Source organism: Sphingobium sp. TomTYG72, from assembly GCF_055394715.1.
Genome location: NZ_AP027337.1, coordinates 624188 through 645433, shown reverse-complemented (window position 1 = coordinate 645433; position 21246 = coordinate 624188). Strand labels below are relative to the sequence as shown.

Sequence of the window (21246 nt, the reverse complement as noted above, 5' to 3'; positions counted from 1 at the left end):
CGGAACGCATTTCCGGCGATGGCTGGCTGCGCCCTTCGCGCAGCGCAAGCGCACAACAGGGAAGGAATTTGGGGAATGGCAGAGGTGGACAATCCAAATGGCGTTAGTCGGCGCGGGCTGCTCAAGACGACCGGAACTGCGGCCCTGTTCGCCGCAGTGCAACAGGCTTTTCCGTCCGGCGCCTTTGCTGCTGGAGCCGGGCCGGAAGTCACCGGCGCCAAGCTCGGCTTCATCGCGCTGACGGATGCGGCGCCGCTGATCATCGCCAAGGAACTGGGCCTTTTTGCCAAATATGGCATGCCTGACGTGCAGGTGACGAAGCAGGCGAGCTGGGGCGCGACGCGCGACAATCTGGTGTTGGGCAGCGCAGGCGGCGGCATCGATGGCGCGCATATACTGACCCCCATGCCCTATCTTCTGACGCTGGGCCGGATTGGCAAGGCAACGCCGATGAGCATTCTTGCCCGCCTCAATGTCAACGGCCAGGGCATTTCGGTGTCCAAGGAATATCTGGGTGCCAAGGCCGATATCAACGCCGCCAAGATGAAGGGTGTGATCGCGCAGCGCAAGGGCGCAGGCAAGAAGATCACCATGGCCATGACCTTCCCCGGCGGCACGCATGACCTGTGGATTCGCTATTGGCTGGCGGCGGGCGGCATCGATCCCGACAAGGATGTGGAACTGATCACCATTCCGCCGCCGCAGATGGTCGCGAACATGAAGGCGGACACAATGGACGCCTTCTGCGTGGGTGAACCGTGGAACGACCAGCTGGTCGCGCAACAACTGGGCTACACCGCCGTTTCGACTGGCCAGATGTGGATGAACCATCCCGAAAAAAGCTTTGCCATGCGTTCCGACTGGGTCGCCAAATATCCGCGCGCGGCCGTCGCGATCACGGCAGCGGTGCTGGAGGCGCAGCGCTGGGCCGACAATCCGAACAATGTCACGCGCCTTGCCGGGGCGATTGCGGGCCGCGATTATCTGAAATGTCCGATCACCGATATTGCCGACCGCTTGCAGGGCAATTTCGTCATGGGCGACGGGCGGAAATATCCGAACGCGCCGTTCAAGATGAAGTTCTGGAACGGCTATGCCAGCTTCCCTTACAAGAGCCATGACCTGTGGTTCCTGACCGAGGAGCAGCGCTGGGGCAAGCTGCCCATGACGCTTGACACCAAGGGCACGATTGCAAAGGTCAACCGATCCGACATCTGGCGCAAGGCGGCCGCGATGCTGGGTGGCAAGGGTCCGGCCAGTGACAGCCGCGGCGTCGAGAAATTCTTCGACGGCAAGACGTTCGATCCCGCCAATCCCAAGGCCTATCTGGCCAGCCTGGCGATCAAGCGCGTCTGATTGAGGGAGAAAGCCATGGCTTCGCCATCATCCAACGGCAAAAGCGTACCGTCGGCTTCGGCCGCCGGTGCCGCTATAGCCACCACCGAATTGGGGGTCATCCTGCCCTATCCCGAAGAAGCGATTGCCCGTCGCAGTTTCGAACCGGTCGCGGCGCCGGACCATCCGCTGGTAAAGGCGGCGCGGGCCGTGGCCGCCAGTGTGCTGCCGACGCTGGTGATGCTGGTCGGGCTACTCGCCTTCTGGCAGCTGCTGTGCAGTTCACCCGACGCGACTTTCCCCAGCCCGCTCAAGGTCTGGCAGGAAAGTCATGAGGTAATCGTCCATCCTTTCAAGGGCGTGGACATCGGCCTCACCCATTTCAGCATTCAGGACGGCGGCGATGTCGGCATTGCCGGGCATGTGCTGACCAGCCTTAGCCGCGTGTTGATCGGTTACAGCCTGGCTTCGGTCGTCGGCGTGGCGCTGGGCATTTTGATCGGGCAGAGCATATTTGCCTTCCGGGCGCTCGATCCGCTGTTTCAGGTGTTACGGACGGTGCCGCCCCTGGCTTGGCTGCCGATCAGCCTCGCCATTTTTCAGCAGGCGCAGCCTTCGGCGATCTTCCTGATCTTTATCACCGCGATCTGGCCGGTCATCCTGAATACCGCCGCGGGCGTACAAACCCTTCCGGCGGCCTATCGCAATGTCGCAAAGGTGCTGGCGCTCAATCCGATCGAATATTTCACCCGCATCATGCTGCCCGCCACGGTGCCGCACATGTTCACCGGCCTGCGCATCGGCGTCGGCATGAGCTGGCTCGCGATCGTGGCGGCTGAAATGGTGCAGGGCGGCACCGGCGTCGGCTTCTTCATCTGGGACAGTTACAACAGCTCGCTGCTGACCGACACTATCGTGGCGTTGATCTGGATCGGGTTGGTGGGCTTCGCGCTGGACCGCATCGTCGCCTTTGCGGGCCGCATCATCGGCCGCGCAGGCTGAACAAGGGAGGCGTTCATGAAACAACGCAGCTATCTCGCGCTAGAGGGTATCACGGTCGAATTTCCGACCAAGGCGGGACGCTTCTGCGCGCTCGACGGGATCGATCTGGAAGTCGACAAAGGACAGTTCGTCGCGCTGATCGGCCATTCGGGCTGCGGCAAGTCGACCCTGCTCAATGCCGTGGCGGGTCTGGTCAAGCCGACGCGCGGCGCCATCTTCCTCGGTGGGGAAGTGGTGGACGCGCCGGGGCCGGATCGAGCGGTGGTGTTTCAGGACCATTCGCTGCTGCCCTGGCTGACGGTCGAGGAAAACGTGCGGCTGGCGGTCGACAAGACGGCGCAGGGCAAGAGCAAGGCCGAACGCAAGGATTGGGTCATGCACAATCTGGAACTGGTCCAGATGGCGCATGCCGCCGCCAAGCGGCCGGGCGAGCTTTCAGGCGGCATGAAACAGCGCGTCGGCATTGCCCGCGCCATCGCCATGAACCCGCGCGTGCTGTTGATGGACGAACCGTTCGGCGCGCTCGACGCGCTGACGCGCGCGGCGTTGCAGGATGTCGTCATGGAATTGCAGGCGCGGCTCAACAACACCGTGTTGATGATCACCCATGATGTTGATGAGGCGGTATTGTTGGCCGACCGGGTGGTGATGATGACCAACGGCCCGGCGGCGCGCATCGGCGAGGATCGCTCCATCGCCCTCGCCCGGCCGCGCAACCGCCTCGAAGCCATCGACACGGCCGAATATGCCGAGGCACGATCGGCCGTCATCTACTTCCTGCACGAGCGTTACCGCAATCCGGCAACGCTCGCTGCCTAAGATTTTCAATAACAAGTCCAGCTTGGAGGGGATGCTCTGAAGAGGCCGACAAAGCCATCGGGAGCAATTTTAAGGGGGTTTTATGGGTAGAGTTTCATTTCTGTTGTCGGCAACCGCCTTGTCCGCGATCGCGACACCGGTGCTGGCGCAGGACATTGTGTTCAAGCCGATCATTGAGGCGCGTCTGCGGTATGAGACGGTGGATCAGGATGGCCCTGCGCCACTGACCAGCAGCCGCGATGCCGATGCGGTGACCGTGCGCCTGCGCGCGGGCGGCGAGATTTCCAAGGGGCCGTTCGCCTTCCTGGCTGAAGGGGAAGGTACGCTGGCGATCGACGAAAATTATAATAGCGGCGTCAATGGCAAGGCGCTCTATCCGGTGGTGCCCGACCCGGAAAATGTCGAGCTGAACCGTCTCCAGTTCCAATATCGCACCAAGCCGCTGGTCGTGACCGTCGGCCGTCAGCGGATCAACCTGGACGATCAGCGTTTCGTCGGATCGGTCGCCTGGCGCCAGAATGAACAGACGTTCGATGCCGTGCGGGTCGAATATATGGGCGTCAAGAATTTGAAGGTCGATGTGACCTACGCGATTTCGGCCCGGACCATCTGGGGTATCGACGGCGGCAAGTTCGGTACGGCCAACCGCCCGACCCAAATCGATGGCGATAATATTTTCGCCAATGTCTCCTACAAGACCAAGTTCGGTACGCTGACCGGCATTGCCTATCTGGTCGATGAGGATGAAGCTGTGGTGGCGCTGCGCCGGAACAGCAGCCAGACCTATGGCGCGCGGTTCGCGGGCGCGATGCCGCTGTCGAAGAAGGTGAAGCTCAGCTACCTCGCCAGCTATGCGCATCAAAGCGACTATACAGGCAATCCGGTCGATTATTCGGCGGATTACGCCGCTGCGGAGCTGGGGTTGGATGTCGCCGCATTCAAGCTGACCGGCGGATATGAGCTGCTCAGCTCCGATGCGGGCGCGACGGGGATTGCGGGCGGCTTCGCCTTCCAGACGCCCTTCGCAACGCTGCACAAGTTCAACGGCTGGGCCGACAAGTTCCTGACGACACCGGGCACGGGCATTCAGGACTATTATGCGGGCGTCGGCTATACCGTGCCCAAGATCGGCAAGGCGGGGCCGCTCGTCGCGTCCTTCACCTATCATCATTTCAGCAGCGACCGGCTGTCGATCCATTATGGTGACGAATATAATGCGCAGGTCACGCTGAAGATTAACAAGCATCTGAGCGCGCTCGTCAAATATGCCGATTATGAGCGCAAGGGTGCCGCCAGCTTTACCGGCGACGCTGACTCGAAGAAATTCTGGGCGCAGATCGACTACGCGCTCTAACGGATAGCTGACCATTTCAGGCGCGCGACTTCTGGTTCGACCGACATCCCCGTGAGCGAGTTTCGTGAAACGCCGGGGCACTGACTGCCAGAAAGCGCGCGCCCAAACCCCAACAAATTTGGGCAAGACGTGCCCCACGCCGCAAAGCTGCAATACTCAGGACAGAGTTACCGAAGAATGGTGACAAGGCCGGTTAGAAGAGCCATCGGTTGAACATGTTTTCCATCGATGCCATCGGCCCCGTCGCCCGTATCAACCTCAATAATCCGAATGCGCGCAATGCAATCTCCATTGCCGGCTGGGACGATCTGCATCGGGCGATCGGCCGAGTGGCGGCGTCCGATGCTCGGGCACTGATCGTTCGATCGGCAACAGTCGGCGCCTTCTGTGCGGGCGCAGACATAAGCGAACTGGAACAACTCGCCAGCGACGTGAGCTTACGGCGCCGTTTCCGCGAAGCAATGGCGCGAACATTCGACGCCCTGGCGACATTGCCCATCGCCACGATCGCTGCGGTAGACGGCGGCTGCTATGGGGCGGGCGTGGCGCTGGCACTGGCGTGCGACATGCGCATCGCAGGTGATCAGGCAGCGTTCGGGATAACCCCCGCCAAACTCGGCATCGCTTACCCGGCAGGCGATGTCGGGCGGCTGCGGCGCCTGATCGGTCCCGGTCATGCCGCGCGACTTCTCTTTTCGGGGATGACGGTAAAGGCGGACGAAGCCCAAGCCATAGGCTTGGTGGAGGAACGAGCGGCGAACGCGGGCGACGCGGCGATCACGCTCGCCACCATGATAGCCACCAACTCACGGACTAGCGTCGCTAGCCTGAAACGCATCCTTGCTGGCGATCCCATGGCCGATCGCCTGTTCGATGACGCCTTCGATGGATCCGATTTCCAGGTCGGCGTGGCCGCCTTCCGCGCCCGTCAGAAGCCCGACTTCTGAGCGGAACGGAAGCCAATCCGTTGGTCATTTATGAAAGGCCAAACGTGACGCGTGCCAATGGAGATGATCCGTCATGAAGGTGGAAATGAAATAATAGCTATGATCATAGCCCTCGCGCATGTTGAGGGTGAGATCGATGTTCGCTGCGACGCAGGCGTCCTTCAGCAGATGAGGGCGCAGTTCCTGATCCAGAAACGTGTCTGCCCCACCTTGGTCTACCAACAGCGCGCTGACCCTGGCGCCGTCCTCGATCAGGGCTACTGCGTCATGCTTTCGCCAAGCGTTGCGGTCGTTGCCGAGATATCCTGACAAAGCCTTCTGCCCCCACGGCACCTGACTTGGGGCAACGATGGGGGCAAAAGCAGAAACTGCCGCATATCGTTCCGGGTGGCGCAGTCCGATGGTCAAGGCGCCATGGCCGCCCATCGAATGGCCCATGATCGACTGCCGGGTCATATCGGCTGGGAAATTGTCCGCGATCACTCGCGGCAGTTCGTCCGTGATATAGGACCACATCTTATAATGGCGGTTGTAGGGAGCTTCGGTCGCATCGACGTAGAAGCCCGCGCCAAGGCCGAAGTCATAGGCGCCCGCCGGATCGTCCGGCACATCGTCGCCGCGCGGCGATGTATCCGGCGCTATGAAGATCAGCCCAAGGTCAGCGCATGCGCGGCGAAACTCGCCCTTTTCCGTCACATTCGCGTGGTTGCAGGTCAGCCCGGACAGATACCACACGATCGGGAGCTTGCTTCCCTCTACCTGTGGTGGGACGAAGACCGAAAAGGTCATCTCTGTTCCGGTGGTGCTAGACGCGTGCTTGTACACGCCTTGCACGCCTCCGAAGGAACGGTTGGCGCTGACCTGCTTTATGCCCATCGGTCAGTCTTCCGTGAAGCTGTATGCGCAAATCTTGTTGCCCGCCGGATCACGAAGATAGGCGGCATAGGCGCCGGGCAGGTGCTGGCGGGGACCAGCGGCACCTTCGCAGACGCCTCCGGCCGCCAGACCGGCGGCGTGGAAAGCATCAACCTGACCCGGCTCCTGCGCCGCAAAGCCGATCGTCACCCCATTGCCGGAAGGGGCTTCGCCATTGCCGGGCCGGAGAACCAGAAAGGCGGGCTTATCCTTACCGTAGAGAACCGCATTCTCTCCGAACTGGCCGAGATTCTTGACGCCCAGAGGCGCTAGCGCAGCGTCGTAAAAGGCCGAGGAGCGCGCGAGGTCATTTGCGCCAACACAGGCGTGCGAAAACACGCCGTCACCGGAGATAACTGCCATCTGGATATTCCTCTCTCTTTCAATCGGTGTTTTCAGAAAAGGACCACGGACCGGATGCTTTCACCCGCGTGCATGAGGTCGAAGCCCTTGTTGATTTCTTCGAGCGTCAGAAGATGCGTGATCATCGGGTCGATCTGAATATGCCCGTTCATATACCAGTCGACGATCTTGGGGACATCGGTCCGGCCCTTCGCGCCACCGAAAGCCGTCCCCTTCCAGACCCGGCCGGTGACGAGCTGGAACGGGCGAGTGCTGATTTCCTTCCCCGCCTCTGCCACACCGATAATGATGCTTTCACCCCAGCCGCGATGGCAGCATTCCAACGCGGTGCGCATGACTTCAGTGTTGCCGGTGGCATCGAAGCTGTAGTCGGCCCCGCCATCCGTGACCTCAATGATCTTCGCCACGGTTTCGTCGCGCGACAGACCCCGGCTGTTGATGAAATGAGTCATGCCGAACTTGCGGCCCCATTCCTCACGGTCAGCGTTGATTTCGATGCCGATGATCTTGCCCGCGCCCACCATCTTGGCGCCCTGGATCACATTGAGGCCGATGCCGCCAAGGCCGAAGACGACGACATTCTCGCCCGCCTTCACCTTTGCGGTGTTGACGACCGCGCCAACCCCGGTGGTGACGCCGCAGCCGATATAGCAGCTCGACTGGAACGGCGCGTCCTCCCTGATTTTCGCCACCGCGATTTCCGGCAGAACGGTGAAGTTGGAGAAGGTCGAGCAGCCCATATAGTGGAAGATCGGCTGCCCCTTGTAGGAAAAGCGGGTAGTGCCATCGGGCATGAGTCCTTTGCCCTGAGTGGCGCGGATGGCGGTACACAGGTTGGATTTGCCCGATAGGCAGCTTTTGCACTGGCGGCATTCCGGGGTGTAGAGTGGAATGACGTGATCGCCGGGTTTGACGGACGTTACGCCTGACCCGACCTCTCGCACTATCCCGGCCCCTTCGTGACCAAGAACCGAGGGGAAGATGCCTTCGCTATCGAAACCATCGAGCGTATAGGCATCCGTGTGACAGATGCCCGTCGCCATGATTTCCACCAGGACCTCGCCAGCCTTGGGACCTTCCAGGTCCAGCTCCACGATCTCAAGGGGCTTTTTGGCTTCGAAAGCGACGGCGGCGCGGGTTTTCATTCAATTTCCTCGATCCGAAATGACATCGCGCCTCTTAGCACTAGGCCAATAAGGCGATAATAGGGTTTTTCCTCAATACACTATGGACGTCATCGGCCAGGTGGTCTGATCTCTAGGCTGGTCGCGCCCTTCGGCGGCGTCAAGGAATCAGGCCTTAGGCGCGAAGCCTCCCACTGGTGCACCGATGAATAGGTGCGCGGGCAGGATATAAAGCGCGGCCGCGACACTTGAAATTGGTGGGCGAAAAGCAAAACTTGCCTTGAGCTATAATCTCTATCGGTTATGTAGAGATTGAACACGGAGCAGTTGGTCGTCGCTCCGGGATTTGCGAATATACCGACCCGCGGCTTTTGAAGGGGTGCAGCTTGCTCCGCGTCAACAACGGCTAAAGCGCGCGATGCTAAGGCGACCACGCCCGGGATCGTGTTCTCCCCCCAGGAGAATAGACGATGCATAGATATCCAACGAACCATCATCCCAATACCGTCCGGCCGCTTGACGCGACAATGTTCGGGCATCGAGCAGGGATGTGTCGAACCTGCTGACCTGAAGAGGTCCATCCGATCCATTCAGCGGAGCATTACGCGCATCCGCACTTGATCGTCGAGCGCATCGCCTGCGCTGGCCGAAAAGGATGAGCCATGGCAGCAAACCACAGCGAAGCCACGTTTCGTGGCGGTGAGAAGCCGCGCCTCTACCCTGTTCCTTGCAGCAGGCTGCCGCCGCGATCTTCGACGTCACGCCGTTCGGTGAACAACGCCGGAGCGCTTCTGCCCTCGCCAACAATCCACTTCGAAAATCCGACAGGGAAAATCAGTGAATCATAAGAACCGATCAAAGGGTTTATTCGCCGCACGCCAGCAATTCCTGCTGTCCGTTGCCCTCTTCGGCGCAGCTGGTTGCGGCCCGGCTTTCGCTGGTGAGGCGCCGACCACCGCTGCCGCTGCGGAGTCAGCTTCGTTCGATGCAGCCGAAAGCGACGCCGAGATCACCGTCACCGCTCGTCGGCGCGAAGAGGATGCGCAGGACGTACCGATTGCACTTAGCGTGGTGAGCGCTGACACGCTCGACAAGACCGGGAACTTCACGCTGGGGCAGGTGCAGCAGTTGGTGCCCAGTCTCCAGATTTTCAGTTTCAATCCCCGTAATACAAACGTCAATATTCGCGGGCTGGGTGCTAATGTCGCGCTGACCAATGACGGCCTGGAAAATGGCGTCGGCTTCTATCTCGACAATGTCTATTATGGTCGTCCGGGGCAGTCCCAGTTCGATCTGGTCGACCTACAGCAGATCGAAGTTCTACGTGGGCCGCAAGGCACATTGTTCGGCAAGAACACAACCGCCGGTGCGATCAACATCACCAGCCGCGAGCCAACGTTCGCGCCCGAAGCACAAGGCGAGATCAGCCTCAGCGACTATGGCTATCACCAGCTGCGCGCTTCAGTGTCAGCGCCGATCATCGCCGATCGCGTCGCTTTCCGTCTTTCAGTCGCGGACACTCATCGCGACGGCTTCCTGACCAATTTGCACGATGGGTCGAAGGCGCAGGACTACGATAATTTTTCCATTCGCGGGCAGTTGCTGGTGAAGCCGACTGATACGCTCTCCGTCCGGCTCATCGGCGACTATTCGCACCAGAAGCAGCATTATGTGCTGAACATTCCCGTTGCCTATTTCGGCGATTATGACAGCGGCGCGACGATCGCCAACAATATTTTCGCCCGTACCTCGCGAGCCGGTTACACGCTGCTACCCGCCCGCCCCTTTGCTCGCGAAGGCGATTCCGACAGCCATTATCAAGCGTTCATGAAAAGCTATGGCGCATCGGGCCAGATCGATTGGGATCTGGGCAAGTTCGCGCTGACCTCCATCACAGCCTATCGCTGGTGGGATTGGAACCCGGCCAACGACGGTGACAGCACCAGCCTGCCGGTGATGACCAAGGCGGAGCAGGCCAACCGCCAGCGCCAGTTCAGCCAGGAAGTACGACTTGGTTCAACCGGCAGCAACGTCATCGACTGGACCGTGGGGGCCTATTATTTCTGGCAGACGATCCGCGGATATGGGGCGTCGGCCTATGGATCGGCCGCGCCCGACTGGTTCGTTCCCGCCATCAACCCGGTGGTGTCCAACGCGGCGCTCAACGGTTTTGAGACGCGCAGCTATTCGGAACCGACCACCAAAAGCTACGCGTTGTTCGGACAGGCGAGCTGGAACATCAACGAGGCGCTAAGCCTGACCGGCGGCCTTCGTTACACTCATGAGGACAAGAGAGGCGTCTTTCGCCAGTGGTGGGCCGGGGGGGCCGATCTTTCGACCCTGTCGGCGAACGATGCCGCAGCCGCGACCGCTATCCGCAACCAGTTCAATCCGCGCACCAGCTACGCCGCCGCGACCAAGGACGACAGCGTGTCGGGGCTGGCAACGCTAAGCTGGAAGGTCGCACCCGACGCCCTAGTCTATGGCAGCTATTCGCGCGGCAACAAGTCAGGCGGCCTTAACCTCACCAACATACCGAACGGGGCGGTGCCGGAGGTAAAACCGGAAACCGTCGACAGTTACGAACTGGGCTTCAAGAGTGCCTGGCTGAACCGCACCCTGACGCTGAACGCCGCCGCCTTCTGGACCGAGGTCAGCGATTACCAGACCGCAATCACCCAGCCGAACGTAATTGGCAACTTCGTCCAATATATCTCAAACATCCCCAAGGTGCGGTCGCGCGGGATCGAGGGCGACCTGACCTATGCCCCAAGCAAATGGATCAGCCTGACGGCGTCGGGGTCTTATATCGACGCAACGTATCGCGATTACAGGAACGCCCCTCAGGCCCCCGAACGCAGCGCGGCGCTGGCGCCAACGCAGGATCTGACCGGCGTGCAGTTGAGCGGCATTCCCAAATTCACTTACACACTGGGCGCGGACGTCGCGCAGCCGATCGGCGAGGGCGGAACAGAGATTTACGGCCATGCCGATTTCTCGCACCGGTCCAGCTTCAACACCTCGTCCAGCAGCAGCCGCTATGCGCAGGTGCCTGGCTACGGCCTGCTCAACGCCCGTATCGGCATCCGCGCCGATAGCGGTCTGTGGGACATCAGCGTCTGGGCACGCAACCTGACCGACAAGCAATATTTCCAGGCGCTCAATCCAGGCGCGTTCGGGTTCGTCACCGGCACGATCGGCGACCCGCGCACGATCGGCGCCACCCTCAAGACCAAATTGTGAGGTTCTGATGGCTACCGCATTTTCCTACGCCGCGCGGCATCGTCCCGTTCGGGCCGCACCGCAAGATGTGAAACGCGTGAGCAGCTGGCGGCTGGCGGGCTTTGCCTCGCTATTTGTGCCGATCACGGCGGCGCAGATGCCGCTCGCCGTACATCTGCCCGCGATCTACGCGCAGCAGTTCGGATTGTCGCTGGCGGTGATCGGCGCGATCTTCCTGGGCGAGCGGCTGTGGGGGGCCTTGGCCGACCCGCTGATCGGTGCGCTGAGCGACCGGACCCATGGGCGCTTCGGTCGGCGGCGGCCGTGGATCGTCGCCGGAGCGGCGCTGTTCGGCGTGTCGGGGGCGCTGCTCTTCTTCCCGGCAGCGTCCTGGGTGTCGCCGCTCTATCTGGCCGCGAGCCTGTTCCTTTTTTACCTCGGCTGGTCGATGCTCCAGATTCCCTATCTGGCCTGGTCGGGCGAGACATATAGCGGCTATCACGACCGTACGCGCATCGCGACCTTCCAAACGGTCGCTGGATCGGTGTCCCTGCTGGTCGTGCTGATCCTGCCCACGATCCTCGACCAGACCAGCCCCCAAGATGGCGCGCTGAAACTCGCGGCGATGGGCAGCGTGGTGCTGATCAGCCTGATCGTCTCACTGGTACTGACGCTGCGCAGCCAGAGCGAAACGCCCGCAGCGCCCTCCCCGCAGGTTCGCCTGTCGCTCCAAGAAACGATTGGCGCCCTGTTTGGCCACTCGCTCCTGCGCCGCGTCCTGCTTTCGGACTTCGCAGTGACGGTGGGGCAGAGCATCCGCAGCGCGCTGATCGTGTTTTTCGTGACCCACTATATCGGCCTTCCCCAATGGGCGAGCGGCCTGTTCCTCTTTCAGTTCATCTTCGGCATCGTCGCTGGCCCGATCTGGGCGCAAATCGGCTATCGCATCGGCAAGCATCGCGCCGCAGTCGCAGGCGAGCTGGTGCAGGTCGCGATCAATGTCGGGCTGCTACTGGTGGTGCCGGGCCAGATTGGCCTGCTGCTGGCCCTGACGCTGGCACAGGGTCTGGCGCAGGGATCGGGCAATCTGATGCTGCGGTCCATGGTCGCCGATATCGCCGACGAGCATCGGCTGCGTTCCGGCAAGGATCAAACAGCGCTCTTCTTCTCGGCGTTCAGCCTGTCGTCAAAGGCGGGCATGGCGGCAGCCGTGGGCATCGCCCTGCCGCTCGTCGGCTCGCTCGGCTTCGATCCACGAGCCACGACCAACACGCCCGAAGCGCTGCACGGCCTGCTCGCGGTTTTCGCGCTCGGCCCCGCCATCGCCCATCTTCTTTCCGCCTGGCTGATCCACGGGTTTCCGCTGGATGAGGCCGCTCACACCGAAATTCGCCGCGCGCTGGACGAACGCGACCACGCTGCCCAGCCCGCCGAATAACCTTCCTTCTCATCACCCCCAAGGAGACATGACGTGACTGACCAGATTCACAATTTCATCAATGCCAAGGACGCCGACAGTCCGCTTGACATCATTCCGGTCGCCGGTCGCATCGGCGCGGAAATCCGGGGCATTGCCCTGTCGGGCGACATAGATCCCGTGACACTTGCCGCGATCCGCGCCGCGCTGGTGCGGCACAAGGTCATATTCTTCCGCGATCAGGATCAGCTGACAGACCAGAGGCATGAGGATTTCGCCGCCCTCCTGGGCGACCCGGTGGCGCATCCCACGGTGCCAGTGGCGGAAGGATCTCGCTACCTGCTCGAACTGGATTCGAAGGAAGGCTATGCCGCATCGAGCTGGCACACCGACGTCACCTTCGTCGAAGCCTATCCCCAGGCGTCCATCCTGCGAGCAATCAACGTTCCCCAGGCGGGCGGCGACACATTATGGGCCAATGGCGCGACCGCCTATGAAGAGTTGCCCGAGGCCCTGAAAACATTGGTCGATGGACTGTGGGCCGTGCATTCCAACAAATATGATTATGCCGCCGCTCTGGGCAGCAAGGACGCCAAGCGTTCCGAGGAATATAGCAAGATCTTCGCGTCGACCGTGTATGAAACGGAACATCCGGTAGTGCGGGTTCATCCCGAAAGTGGTGAGCGCAGCCTGCTGCTCGGCCATTTCGTGAAGCAGTTTGTGGGCCTGAACCCGGCGGATTCACAGCGGCTGTTCGCCGTCCTGCAGGATCACATCACGAAGCCGGAAAACACGGTTCGCTGGCGCTGGCGGTCAGGCGACGTGGCCATCTGGGATAACCGATCGACGCAACATCGCGCCATCGCCGACTTCGGCTTGCAACGCCGCACGTTGCGCCGCGCCACGGTTGCAGGTGATGTGCCGGTTGCGATCGACGGCCGCAGCAGCCGGTCGGTCAGGATCGAAAAGGCGCCTGAAGCCGTCGCGGCCGAATGATTGTCCTCGCCGGGGGTGGCATGCTGCCCCCGGCGCCCTTCAATTCATGATGCAATCCAGGTTGATCGGTATCGAAGATCAGCAGAGCGCCCGTTATTGCGACGCCGCCCCACCTTCTCCCATCTGTCGCCCATAAACCGGCACCACGTCATTGCTCGCCCGGCCGTGCAGCGCCTCAATCTCCGCCTTACGCTGATTCAGATACAGCTCGCGATACGCCGCATAGGGATCATCCTCCTTGCGGATTTTCTGGACGGTATCATCAAAGGCCGCGCGCTCACCAAGCTGGTTGAGGATCGTCGCCGGAATGACGTAGGCAGGCTTTGTGAAGGGCTTTCCGATCAGGAAGGGCACCGCCATTTTGTCCACCGTATCGCCGATGATATCGCGTAACGTGGTCGGCCCGACGATGGGCAGATACATATATGGCCCCGGACCTACGCCATAATAGCCAAGCACATTGGCGAGACCGTTGGGCCGATAGGGTAGGAAGAAGGGCTTGCGCTTGGCGACGTCGAACAGGCCCGCGACCCCCAGCGTCGTGTTAATGGTGAAGCGCCCCACCGTTTCCACCGCCTTGCCGGGCTTCAGCTGGAGCATATAAGCGGCGAACACCACCGGTTCCTGCAAATTGGCGAAGAAGTTGCGGAAGCCCTTCCGAACGGGCTTGGGCAGCCCCTTATTATAGGCCTTCGCCATGGGCTCGACCACGGCCTTGTCAACCGACTGAACCGCTTCAAAGCTTTTTGCATTGAGATGCTCAAGCGGGTCGCCAGCCGGAGGCCGATCTGCGCCGGTCACCACGATGTCGGTGGGCTGTTCCTCCGCGCCGTTTTCCGATTTGGGAGCCAGAGATATGTTCAACGCTGCCGCAGCGCTTGCCACATCCACTGTCGGCGACGCCTCGGGTGGCGGCGCGTCGACCGTTGCCGCCTGTGCGCCCATCATCAACATTCCCGCAGCGATGCCCGGCAGCAGCATAGTCCAGTCCTTTGCAGCGGCCGATCGCCACGTTCGGCTGGGCCTTCGAAGTCCAGATCGCGTCGCGGTTTATTCCGTGAAGTTGTCCAGCCCCGCGCGGGCTAAATACGATATGGCGCGCCGTCAATAGACTGATTTCGTGGAAAAGCGGAACACCTCCGGGAGCCATTCAGAACCCGGAGGCACGATATAGGCCAGCGACCAGGTGACGAACCGTCGGTGGGGATAGACACCCTCGGCGATGGTGCCAATATTTTCGTGCCTCAGGTCATCGAGAATGAGACGCTGCAACGCGTCCACCGCATCTGCTAGTCCTCATTATAGAGGAGGCTATCCGTTCGTCGCCAACTCACAGGGTTAAACACAAGGCCCCGGCCCCTATCGCCATTCGAACGCCGCTGCCCCTCACTCGAGAGCAGGCGAGCAACGACGTAGAGCGATCGGGTCGAGGCCTTGCGAGGGTTACACGGATGATCGGCCCCGTCCTTCGGAGCCTTTCACCGTCGCAATTGCCTTCAGCGCTTAACGAGGAAGATCGCTGACCCCCATCAGGTGCAGATCGACGGCGCGCGCGCACTGTCGGCCCTCCCGAATGGCCCAGACCACCAGCGATTGGCCACGACGCATGTCGCCGCAGGCAAATACCGACGGCTGGCTGGTGGCATAGTCGGTCATGTTCGCCTTCACATTGCCGCGCGCGTCGAGTTCGGCACCCGACTGCTCGACCATGCCAGCCTTGCGAGGGCCAACGAAGCCCATCGCCAACAGGACGAGGTCGGCCTTCAGCTGGAATTCGCTGCCCGCGATTTCCTGCATCTTGCCATCAACCCATTCGACGCGCACGCATTCGAGCGCCTCGATCTGGCCGTTCTTGCCGATCGCCCGCCGGGTGGTGACCGCCCAGTCGCGATCGCACCCTTCCTGATGAGAGGAAGACGTGCGCAACTTCAGCGGCCAATTGGGCCAGCTAAGCGACTTTTCTTCCCTCTCGGGCGGCTTTGGCATGATTTCCAGTTGGGTGACCGAAGCGGCACCCTGTCGGTTGGAGGTGCCGACACAGTCCGACCCCGTGTCACCGCCGCCGATGACGACGACATGCTTGCCCTGCGCGGACAAGGTGCCGCGCGGCGCGGCGCGCAGTTCATCGTCGCCAGCATTGCGCTTGTTCTGCTGCGTCAGGAATTCCATCGCCAGCCGCACGCCAGCCAGCTCGCTTCCGGGAATGTCCAGCGTGCGGGGATGTTCGGCGCCACCGGATAGAACCACGGCGTCATAATTGCTGCGCAGCGCGTCCATCGAAATGGCGACGCCGATTTCGGTCGAAGTGCGGAATTCGACACCTTCCGCTTCCATCTGCTGGGCGCGGCGGTTGATCAGATGCTTTTCCATCTTGAAGTCGGGAATGCCGTAGCGCAGCAATCCACCGACCCGGTCATTCTTTTCAAACACAGTGACGGTGTGACCAGCGCGGGCGAGCTGCTGCGCGCAGGCAAGGCCAGCCGGGCCAGAACCGACGACGGCGACGCGCTTGCCCGTCTTGCGCGCGGGCAGCTGCGGTTCGATCCAGCCTTCCCGCCAGCCGCGATCGACGATTTCGCATTCGATCGACTTGATGGTGACGGGAGAGTCCACGATGTTCAGCGTGCAGCTCGCCTCGCATGGCGCGGGGCAGACGCGGCCGGTGAATTCCGGGAAGTTATTGGTGCTATGCAGCGTTTCCAGCGCCGTCTTCCAATCATCCTCATAGACCAGATGGTTCCAGTCGGGGATGATGTTGTTCACCGGACAGCCATTGTGACAGAAGGGAATGCCGCAGGCCATGCAGCGCGCGGCCTGGTCGCGGATCTCTTCCTTCGACAGCGGGACGATGAATTCGTTCCAGTGCTTCAGACGCTCTTCGGGCGCGGTGTAGCTGCGATCTTTGCGCTCAACCTCGAGGAAACCGGTGGGCTTGCCCAAACTCTTTCTCCAAACTTCTCAATCTTGTCGCATGCGAGGGAGTAATGCCCTCACCCCATGAAGCCTATTCGGCGGCCACGGGGGCTACGGCAACGCGTTCATCTTCCATGCTCTGCAGAGCCTTGCGATAGTCTTTCGGCATGACCCGGACGAAGTTCGCAAGCGTGCCCTGCCAATCGGCCAGCAGCGCCTCGGCGCGTTCCGAACCCGTGTACAGCTTATGCCGTTCAAGCAGGATGCGCAGGCGGTCGGCGTCATGGCGCAGCATGTCGCCCATGCCCCAGTCATTGACGTCCACACCGCGTTGCAGCGGACGGCCAAGGCCATCGTCGTCCGAAGCCTTCGCCGGGATCGGATCGACATCGACCATCGCGTGATTGACCTTCGACCGGAAGCTGCCGTCGGGATCGTAGACATAGGCGATGCCGCCCGACATGCCTGCCGCGAAGTTGCGGCCGGTTTGCCCGAGCACGACGACCACGCCGCCGGTCATATATTCGCAGCCATGATCACCCACGCCCTCGACGACTGCGATCGCACCCGAGTTGCGAACCGCGAAACGTTCGCCGCCGACGCCGCTGAAGAAGGCTTCACCGGAAATGGCGCCGTAGAGAACGGTGTTGCCGACGATGATATTGTCGATGGGGACCCGCTTGGTATCTGCTGGCGGACGGACGATAATGCGGCCCCCAGACAGGCCCTTGCCCACATAGTCGTTCGCGTCACCGGTCAGGTCCAGCGTCACGCCATGCGCCAGGAAAGCGCCGAAGCTCTGGCCCGCAACGCCTTGCAGCTTCACCAGAATGCTATTGTCGGGCAGGCCGGCATGGCCGAAGCGGCGAGCGACTTCGCCCGAAAGCATCGCGCCGACCGTACGATTGACGTTGCGGATCGGCCGTTCGATGCGAACCGGCTCGCGCTTTTCCAGCGCATCCATCGATGCCTTGATCAGATCCTGATCAAGTGCCGCATCCAAGCCATGTTCCTGGCCTTCCGTGTTGCGAAGGACCAGATCCTGATCCGGCGCGACCTGATGGAGGAGGCGGCTTAGGTCGACGCCCTTCGCCTTCCAGTGGTCGATGGCATCGCGCATGTCGAGGCGATCGACGCGGCCCACCATCTCATCGATCGTGCGGAAGCCGAGCTGCGCCATGATCGTGCGCAGTTCTTCCGCGACGAAGAAGAAATAGTTGATCACATGTTCCGGCTGGCCCGTGAAACGCTTCCGCAGTTCAGGGTCCTGGGTCGCGACGCCGACCGGGCAGGTGTTGAGGTGGCACTTGCGCATCATGATGCAGCCCGCCGCGATCAGCGGAGCGGTGGCGAAGCCGAATTCATCCGCGCCGAGCAGCGCGCCAATGGCCACGTCGCGGCCGGTGCGCAGGCCGCCATCGACCTGAACGGCGATACGGGTGCGCAGGCCGTTGAGCAGCAGCGTCTGCTGCGTTTCGGCGAGGCCGATTTCCCAAGGAGAGCCCGCATGGGTCAGCGACGTCAGCGGCGACGCGCCGGTGCCCCCTTCATAGCCCGAGATGGTGACATGGTCTGCCCGAGCTTTGCTGACGCCAGCAGCAACCGTGCCGACGCCGACTTCCGACACCAGCTTAACCGAGATACGGGCGCCCGGATTGACGTTCTTCAGGTCGTGGATCAGCTGCGCCAGATCCTCGATCGAATAGATGTCATGGTGCGGCGGCGGGGAGATGAGGCCCACGCCCGGCGTCGAGTGGCGCGTCTTGCCGATGGTCTTGTCGACCTTGTCACCCGGCAGCTGACCGCCCTCACCCGGCTTTGCGCCCTGCGCCATCTTGATCTGCACGTCATCGGCATTAACCAGATATTCGGTGGTCACGCCGAAGCGGCCCGAGGCCACCTGCTTGATCGCCGAGCGCATGGAATCGCCGTTGGGCAGCGGCGTGAACCGCTTGGGGTCCTCACCGCCTTCGCCCGTGTTCGACTTGCCGCCGATACGGTTCATGGCAACGGCCAGGGTCGTGTGCGCTTCCCAGCTGATCGAGCCATAGCTCATCGCGCCGGTCGCGAACCGCTTCACGATCTCGCTGGCGGGCTCGACCTCATCAAGCGGGATTGCCTGATCCGCGAACTTGAACTTCATAAGGCCGCGAATGGTCAGCAGCCGCTCATTCTGCTGATTGATGGACGCGGCGAAGGCTTCATATTCCTTCGGATTATTGCCGCGCACCGCATGCTGGAGCGACGCGACGCTCTGCGGCGTCCAGGCATGTTCCTCGCCACGGACGCGATAGGCATAGGCGCCGCCGACATCGAGCATGTTGCGGTAGATGGGATTGTCGCCGAACGCCTCGCGATGGCGATTGGCCGTTTCCTCCGCGATCTCGGCAAGGCCGATGCCCTCGATAGTAGTGGCAGTGCCGGTGAAATAGCGCTCCAGGAACGCTGAATTGAGGCCGACCGCGTCGAAAATCTGCGCGCCGCAATAGCTTTGATAGGTCGAAATGCCCATCTTGGACATGACCTTCAATATGCCCTTGCCGACCGCCTTGATGTAGTTCTTCTGAACTTCGTAAGGAGGCAGCGGCAGGTTCTGCTTCACGCGGATCTGCTCAAGCGTCTCGAACGCGAGATAGGGATTCACCGCCTCCGCGCCATAACCGGCGAGGACGCAGAAATGATGCACTTCGCGTGCTTCGCCCGTTTCGACGACGAGACCGGTCTGCATGCGCAGGCCCTGACGAATGAGGTGATGATGGACCGCTGCGGTGGCGAGCGCGGCCGGAATGCCGATGCGCTCTGCCGACACGTTGCGGTCGGACAGGATCAGGATGTTCTGATCCGCCAGCACCGCTTCGGTCGCTTCGTTGCAGATGCGGTCGAGCGCACGTTCCAGACCGGCGGCTCCTTCCGCCGTCGGCCAGCTGATGTCGATGGTCTGCGTGCGGAACGCGCCGTCGAGCGCATCATGGATGCCGCGAATCTTGGCGAGATCGGCATCGGTCAGCACCGGCTGGAGCGTTTCGAGCCGCTTGTGCGTGCCCGCATGGTGGCCAAGCAGGTTCGGGCGCGGGCCGATCATCGACACCAGGCTCATCACCAATTCCTCGCGGATCGGGTCGATCGGCGGGTTGGTGACCTGAGCGAAATTCTGCTTGAAATAATCGTAGAGCAGACGCGATTTTTGGCTGAGCACGGCGATGGGCGTGTCGATGCCCATGGACCCGATCGGGTCTTCGGCATTGCGCGCCATCGGCTCCAGGAACTTCAGCACGTCTTCCTGGGTATAGCCGAACGCCTGCTGGCGATCGAGGAACGCAGCCGCATCATTGCCGCGCGACGGCAGCAGGTCCTCGCCGAGCGAAGCGGGCAACTCCTCCAGCTTGTACTGCGTTTCCTTCAGCCACTCCTCATAGGGATGTTCGTCCGCGAGCTGGGCCTTGATCTCTTCATCCTCGATGATGCGGCCCTGATCCAGGTCGATGAGCAGCATCTTGCCCGGCTGAAGCCGCCACTTGCGGACGATATTTTCTTCCTTGAAGGGCAGGACGCCGCTTTCGGATGCGAGGACGATATGATCGTCATCGGTCACGATGAAGCGCGCCGGGCGCAGGCCGTTGCGGTCGAGGGTCGCGCCAATCTGGCGGCCGTCAGTAAAGGCGATGGCAGCAGGACCGTCCCAAGGCTCCATCAAGGCGGCGAAATATTCGTAAAACGCCTTGCGCTTCGGGTCCATCAGCGGATTGCCCGCCCATGCTTCCGGGATCAGCATCATGACCGCCTGCGCCAGCGGGTAGCCACCGGCAACCAGCAGTTCGAGCGCATTATCGAGGCAGGCCGTGTCCGACTGGCCATGCGGGATCAGCGGCCACATCTTGTCGAGGTCCGCGCCCAGCAGCGGGGATTCAAGCGTGCGGCGGCGCGCGTTCATCCAGTTCACATTGCCGCGAACCGTATTGATTTCGCCATTATGGGCGATGAAGCGATAGGGGTGCGCGAGCTTCCACGAGGGGAAGGTGTTGGTCGAGAAACGCTGGTGGACGAGCGCGAGCGCCGACTGGCACAGCGGGTCGCGCAGATCGTCATAGAAGCTGCCAACCTGATCGCAGAGGAGCAGACCCTTGTAGACGACGGTGCGGGTAGAGAAGGACGGCACATAGAAGTCGGCCAGCGCCTCCAGCCCCTGCTTCTGCGACAATTCCTTCAGCGGATTCTGGGTCTGCTTGCGGATGGCGAGCAGCTTGCGCTCGAACGCGTCCTGATCCTTCGTTCCGGCGCCTCGGCCGACAAAGCACTGACGGATGGTCGGCATCTCGTCCAGCACCGTCTGGCCCAGCCCGTCGAGGGTTACCGGCACGTCGCGCCAACCCAGCAGGACCTGGCCTTCCTTCAGGATAAACCGCTCAAGCTGCTGCACGGCGGCGGCTTCGGCATCGCTGTCACGCGGCAGGAAGCACATGGCGACGCCATAATCCCCGGGCTGCGGCAGATCGATGCCCGCGCCGGTGGCCCAATCGCGATATAGCGAATCGGGAATCTGAATCAAAATGCCCGCGCCGTCGCCAACCAAGGGGTCCGCGCCGACTGCGCCACGATGGTCGATATTGCGCAGAATGTCCAAGCCACGAAGAACAATATCGTGGGTTTTTAATCCCTTTATGTTGGCGATGAAGCCGACGCCGCATGCGTCATGCTCATTACCGGGATCATATAAACCTTGCTTGCTTGGGTAAGCCATTCACATTCCATTCCGTGCGATCTTGCGAGCGCGCCATTACACGCGCGGCGGGCGGCAGGGAATAGCTTTGGCGCGATTCCCTGACGGCGATCGATCAAAAA

14 protein-coding genes are annotated in these 21246 nt (G+C 61.6%); 8 read left to right on the top strand and 6 right to left on the bottom strand.

Features of this window, described 5'->3' with window-relative positions:
• Window positions 1-75 precede the first annotated feature (75 nt).
• The 5 genes from ACZ5U1_RS16350 to ACZ5U1_RS16330 all read left to right on the top strand — a co-directional run bounded on the left by ACZ5U1_RS16350 (window position 76) and on the right by ACZ5U1_RS16330 (window position 5457).
• On the top strand, window positions 76-1356 hold the full coding sequence (locus tag ACZ5U1_RS16350; protein WP_464780195.1) for a CmpA/NrtA family ABC transporter substrate-binding protein: 1281 nt from the start codon (window positions 76-78) through the stop codon (window positions 1354-1356).
• Window positions 1357-1371: 15 nt separating this feature from the next.
• Window positions 1372-2337, top strand: a complete 966-nt coding sequence (gene ntrB / locus ACZ5U1_RS16345) for a nitrate ABC transporter permease (protein WP_464780194.1) — start codon at window positions 1372-1374, stop codon at window positions 2335-2337.
• A gap of 15 nt (window positions 2338-2352) precedes the next feature.
• Entirely contained in the window at window positions 2353-3156 is an 804-nt protein-coding gene (locus tag ACZ5U1_RS16340; RefSeq protein WP_464780193.1) for an ABC transporter ATP-binding protein, read from the top strand.
• Window positions 3157-3238: 82 nt separating this feature from the next.
• Complete coding sequence (locus ACZ5U1_RS16335) at window positions 3239-4510, top strand: alginate export family protein (RefSeq protein WP_464780192.1); 1272 nt, start codon at window positions 3239-3241, stop codon at window positions 4508-4510.
• A 215-nt stretch (window positions 4511-4725) separates the two neighbouring features.
• On the top strand, window positions 4726-5457 hold the full coding sequence (locus ACZ5U1_RS16330; protein ID WP_464780824.1) for an enoyl-CoA hydratase/isomerase family protein: 732 nt from the start codon (window positions 4726-4728) through the stop codon (window positions 5455-5457).
• Window positions 5458-5481: 24 nt separating this feature from the next.
• Here the strand turns inward: ACZ5U1_RS16330 and fghA are convergent, their stop codons facing one another.
• From fghA to ACZ5U1_RS16315, 3 genes are read right to left on the bottom strand one after another with little or no spacing between them, the layout of a single operon-like run.
• On the bottom strand, window positions 5482-6327 hold the full coding sequence (gene fghA / locus ACZ5U1_RS16325) for an S-formylglutathione hydrolase (protein ID WP_464780823.1): 846 nt from the start codon (window positions 6325-6327) through the stop codon (window positions 5482-5484).
• Window positions 6328-6336: 9 nt separating this feature from the next.
• Window positions 6337-6735: a VOC family protein gene (locus ACZ5U1_RS16320; RefSeq protein WP_464780191.1), complete on the bottom strand. Its 399-nt coding sequence runs from the start codon at window positions 6733-6735 to the stop codon at window positions 6337-6339.
• Window positions 6736-6767: 32 nt separating this feature from the next.
• A complete protein-coding gene (locus tag ACZ5U1_RS16315) occupies window positions 6768-7880 on the bottom strand; it encodes an S-(hydroxymethyl)glutathione dehydrogenase/class III alcohol dehydrogenase (RefSeq protein WP_464780190.1) in 1113 nt (370 codons plus the stop codon).
• Between the two features lie 816 nt (window positions 7881-8696).
• On the opposite strand from ACZ5U1_RS16315, the gene ACZ5U1_RS16310 reads away from it, so the two are divergent.
• The 3 genes from ACZ5U1_RS16310 to ACZ5U1_RS16300 are packed head-to-tail and all read left to right on the top strand — an operon-like array spanning window position 8697 to window position 13494.
• Complete coding sequence (locus ACZ5U1_RS16310) at window positions 8697-11102, top strand: TonB-dependent receptor (protein WP_464780189.1); 2406 nt, start codon at window positions 8697-8699, stop codon at window positions 11100-11102.
• A gap of 7 nt (window positions 11103-11109) precedes the next feature.
• Window positions 11110-12519 (top strand): MFS transporter, encoded by a 1410-nt coding sequence (locus ACZ5U1_RS16305; protein ID WP_464780188.1) that lies wholly within the window; start codon window positions 11110-11112, stop codon window positions 12517-12519.
• Between the two features lie 33 nt (window positions 12520-12552).
• The gene (locus ACZ5U1_RS16300) at window positions 12553-13494 is read left to right on the top strand and encodes a TauD/TfdA dioxygenase family protein (RefSeq protein WP_464780187.1); all 942 of its coding nucleotides are present in this window, start codon (window positions 12553-12555) and stop codon (window positions 13492-13494) included.
• A 93-nt stretch (window positions 13495-13587) separates the two neighbouring features.
• Here the strand turns inward: ACZ5U1_RS16300 and ACZ5U1_RS16295 are convergent, their stop codons facing one another.
• The 3 genes from ACZ5U1_RS16295 to gltB form a co-directional block, all read right to left on the bottom strand.
• Window positions 13588-14475 carry an MlaA family lipoprotein gene (locus ACZ5U1_RS16295; protein WP_464780186.1) on the bottom strand — a complete coding sequence of 296 codons (888 nt, stop codon included), beginning with the start codon at window positions 14473-14475 and terminating at the stop codon, window positions 13588-13590.
• Between the two features lie 522 nt (window positions 14476-14997).
• Window positions 14998-16434, bottom strand: a complete 1437-nt coding sequence (locus tag ACZ5U1_RS16290; protein ID WP_464780185.1) for a glutamate synthase subunit beta — start codon at window positions 16432-16434, stop codon at window positions 14998-15000.
• 64 nt (window positions 16435-16498) lie between these two features.
• Window positions 16499-21145, bottom strand: a complete 4647-nt coding sequence (gene gltB, locus ACZ5U1_RS16285) for a glutamate synthase large subunit (RefSeq protein ID WP_464780184.1) — start codon at window positions 21143-21145, stop codon at window positions 16499-16501.
• Window positions 21146-21246 lie beyond the last annotated feature (101 nt).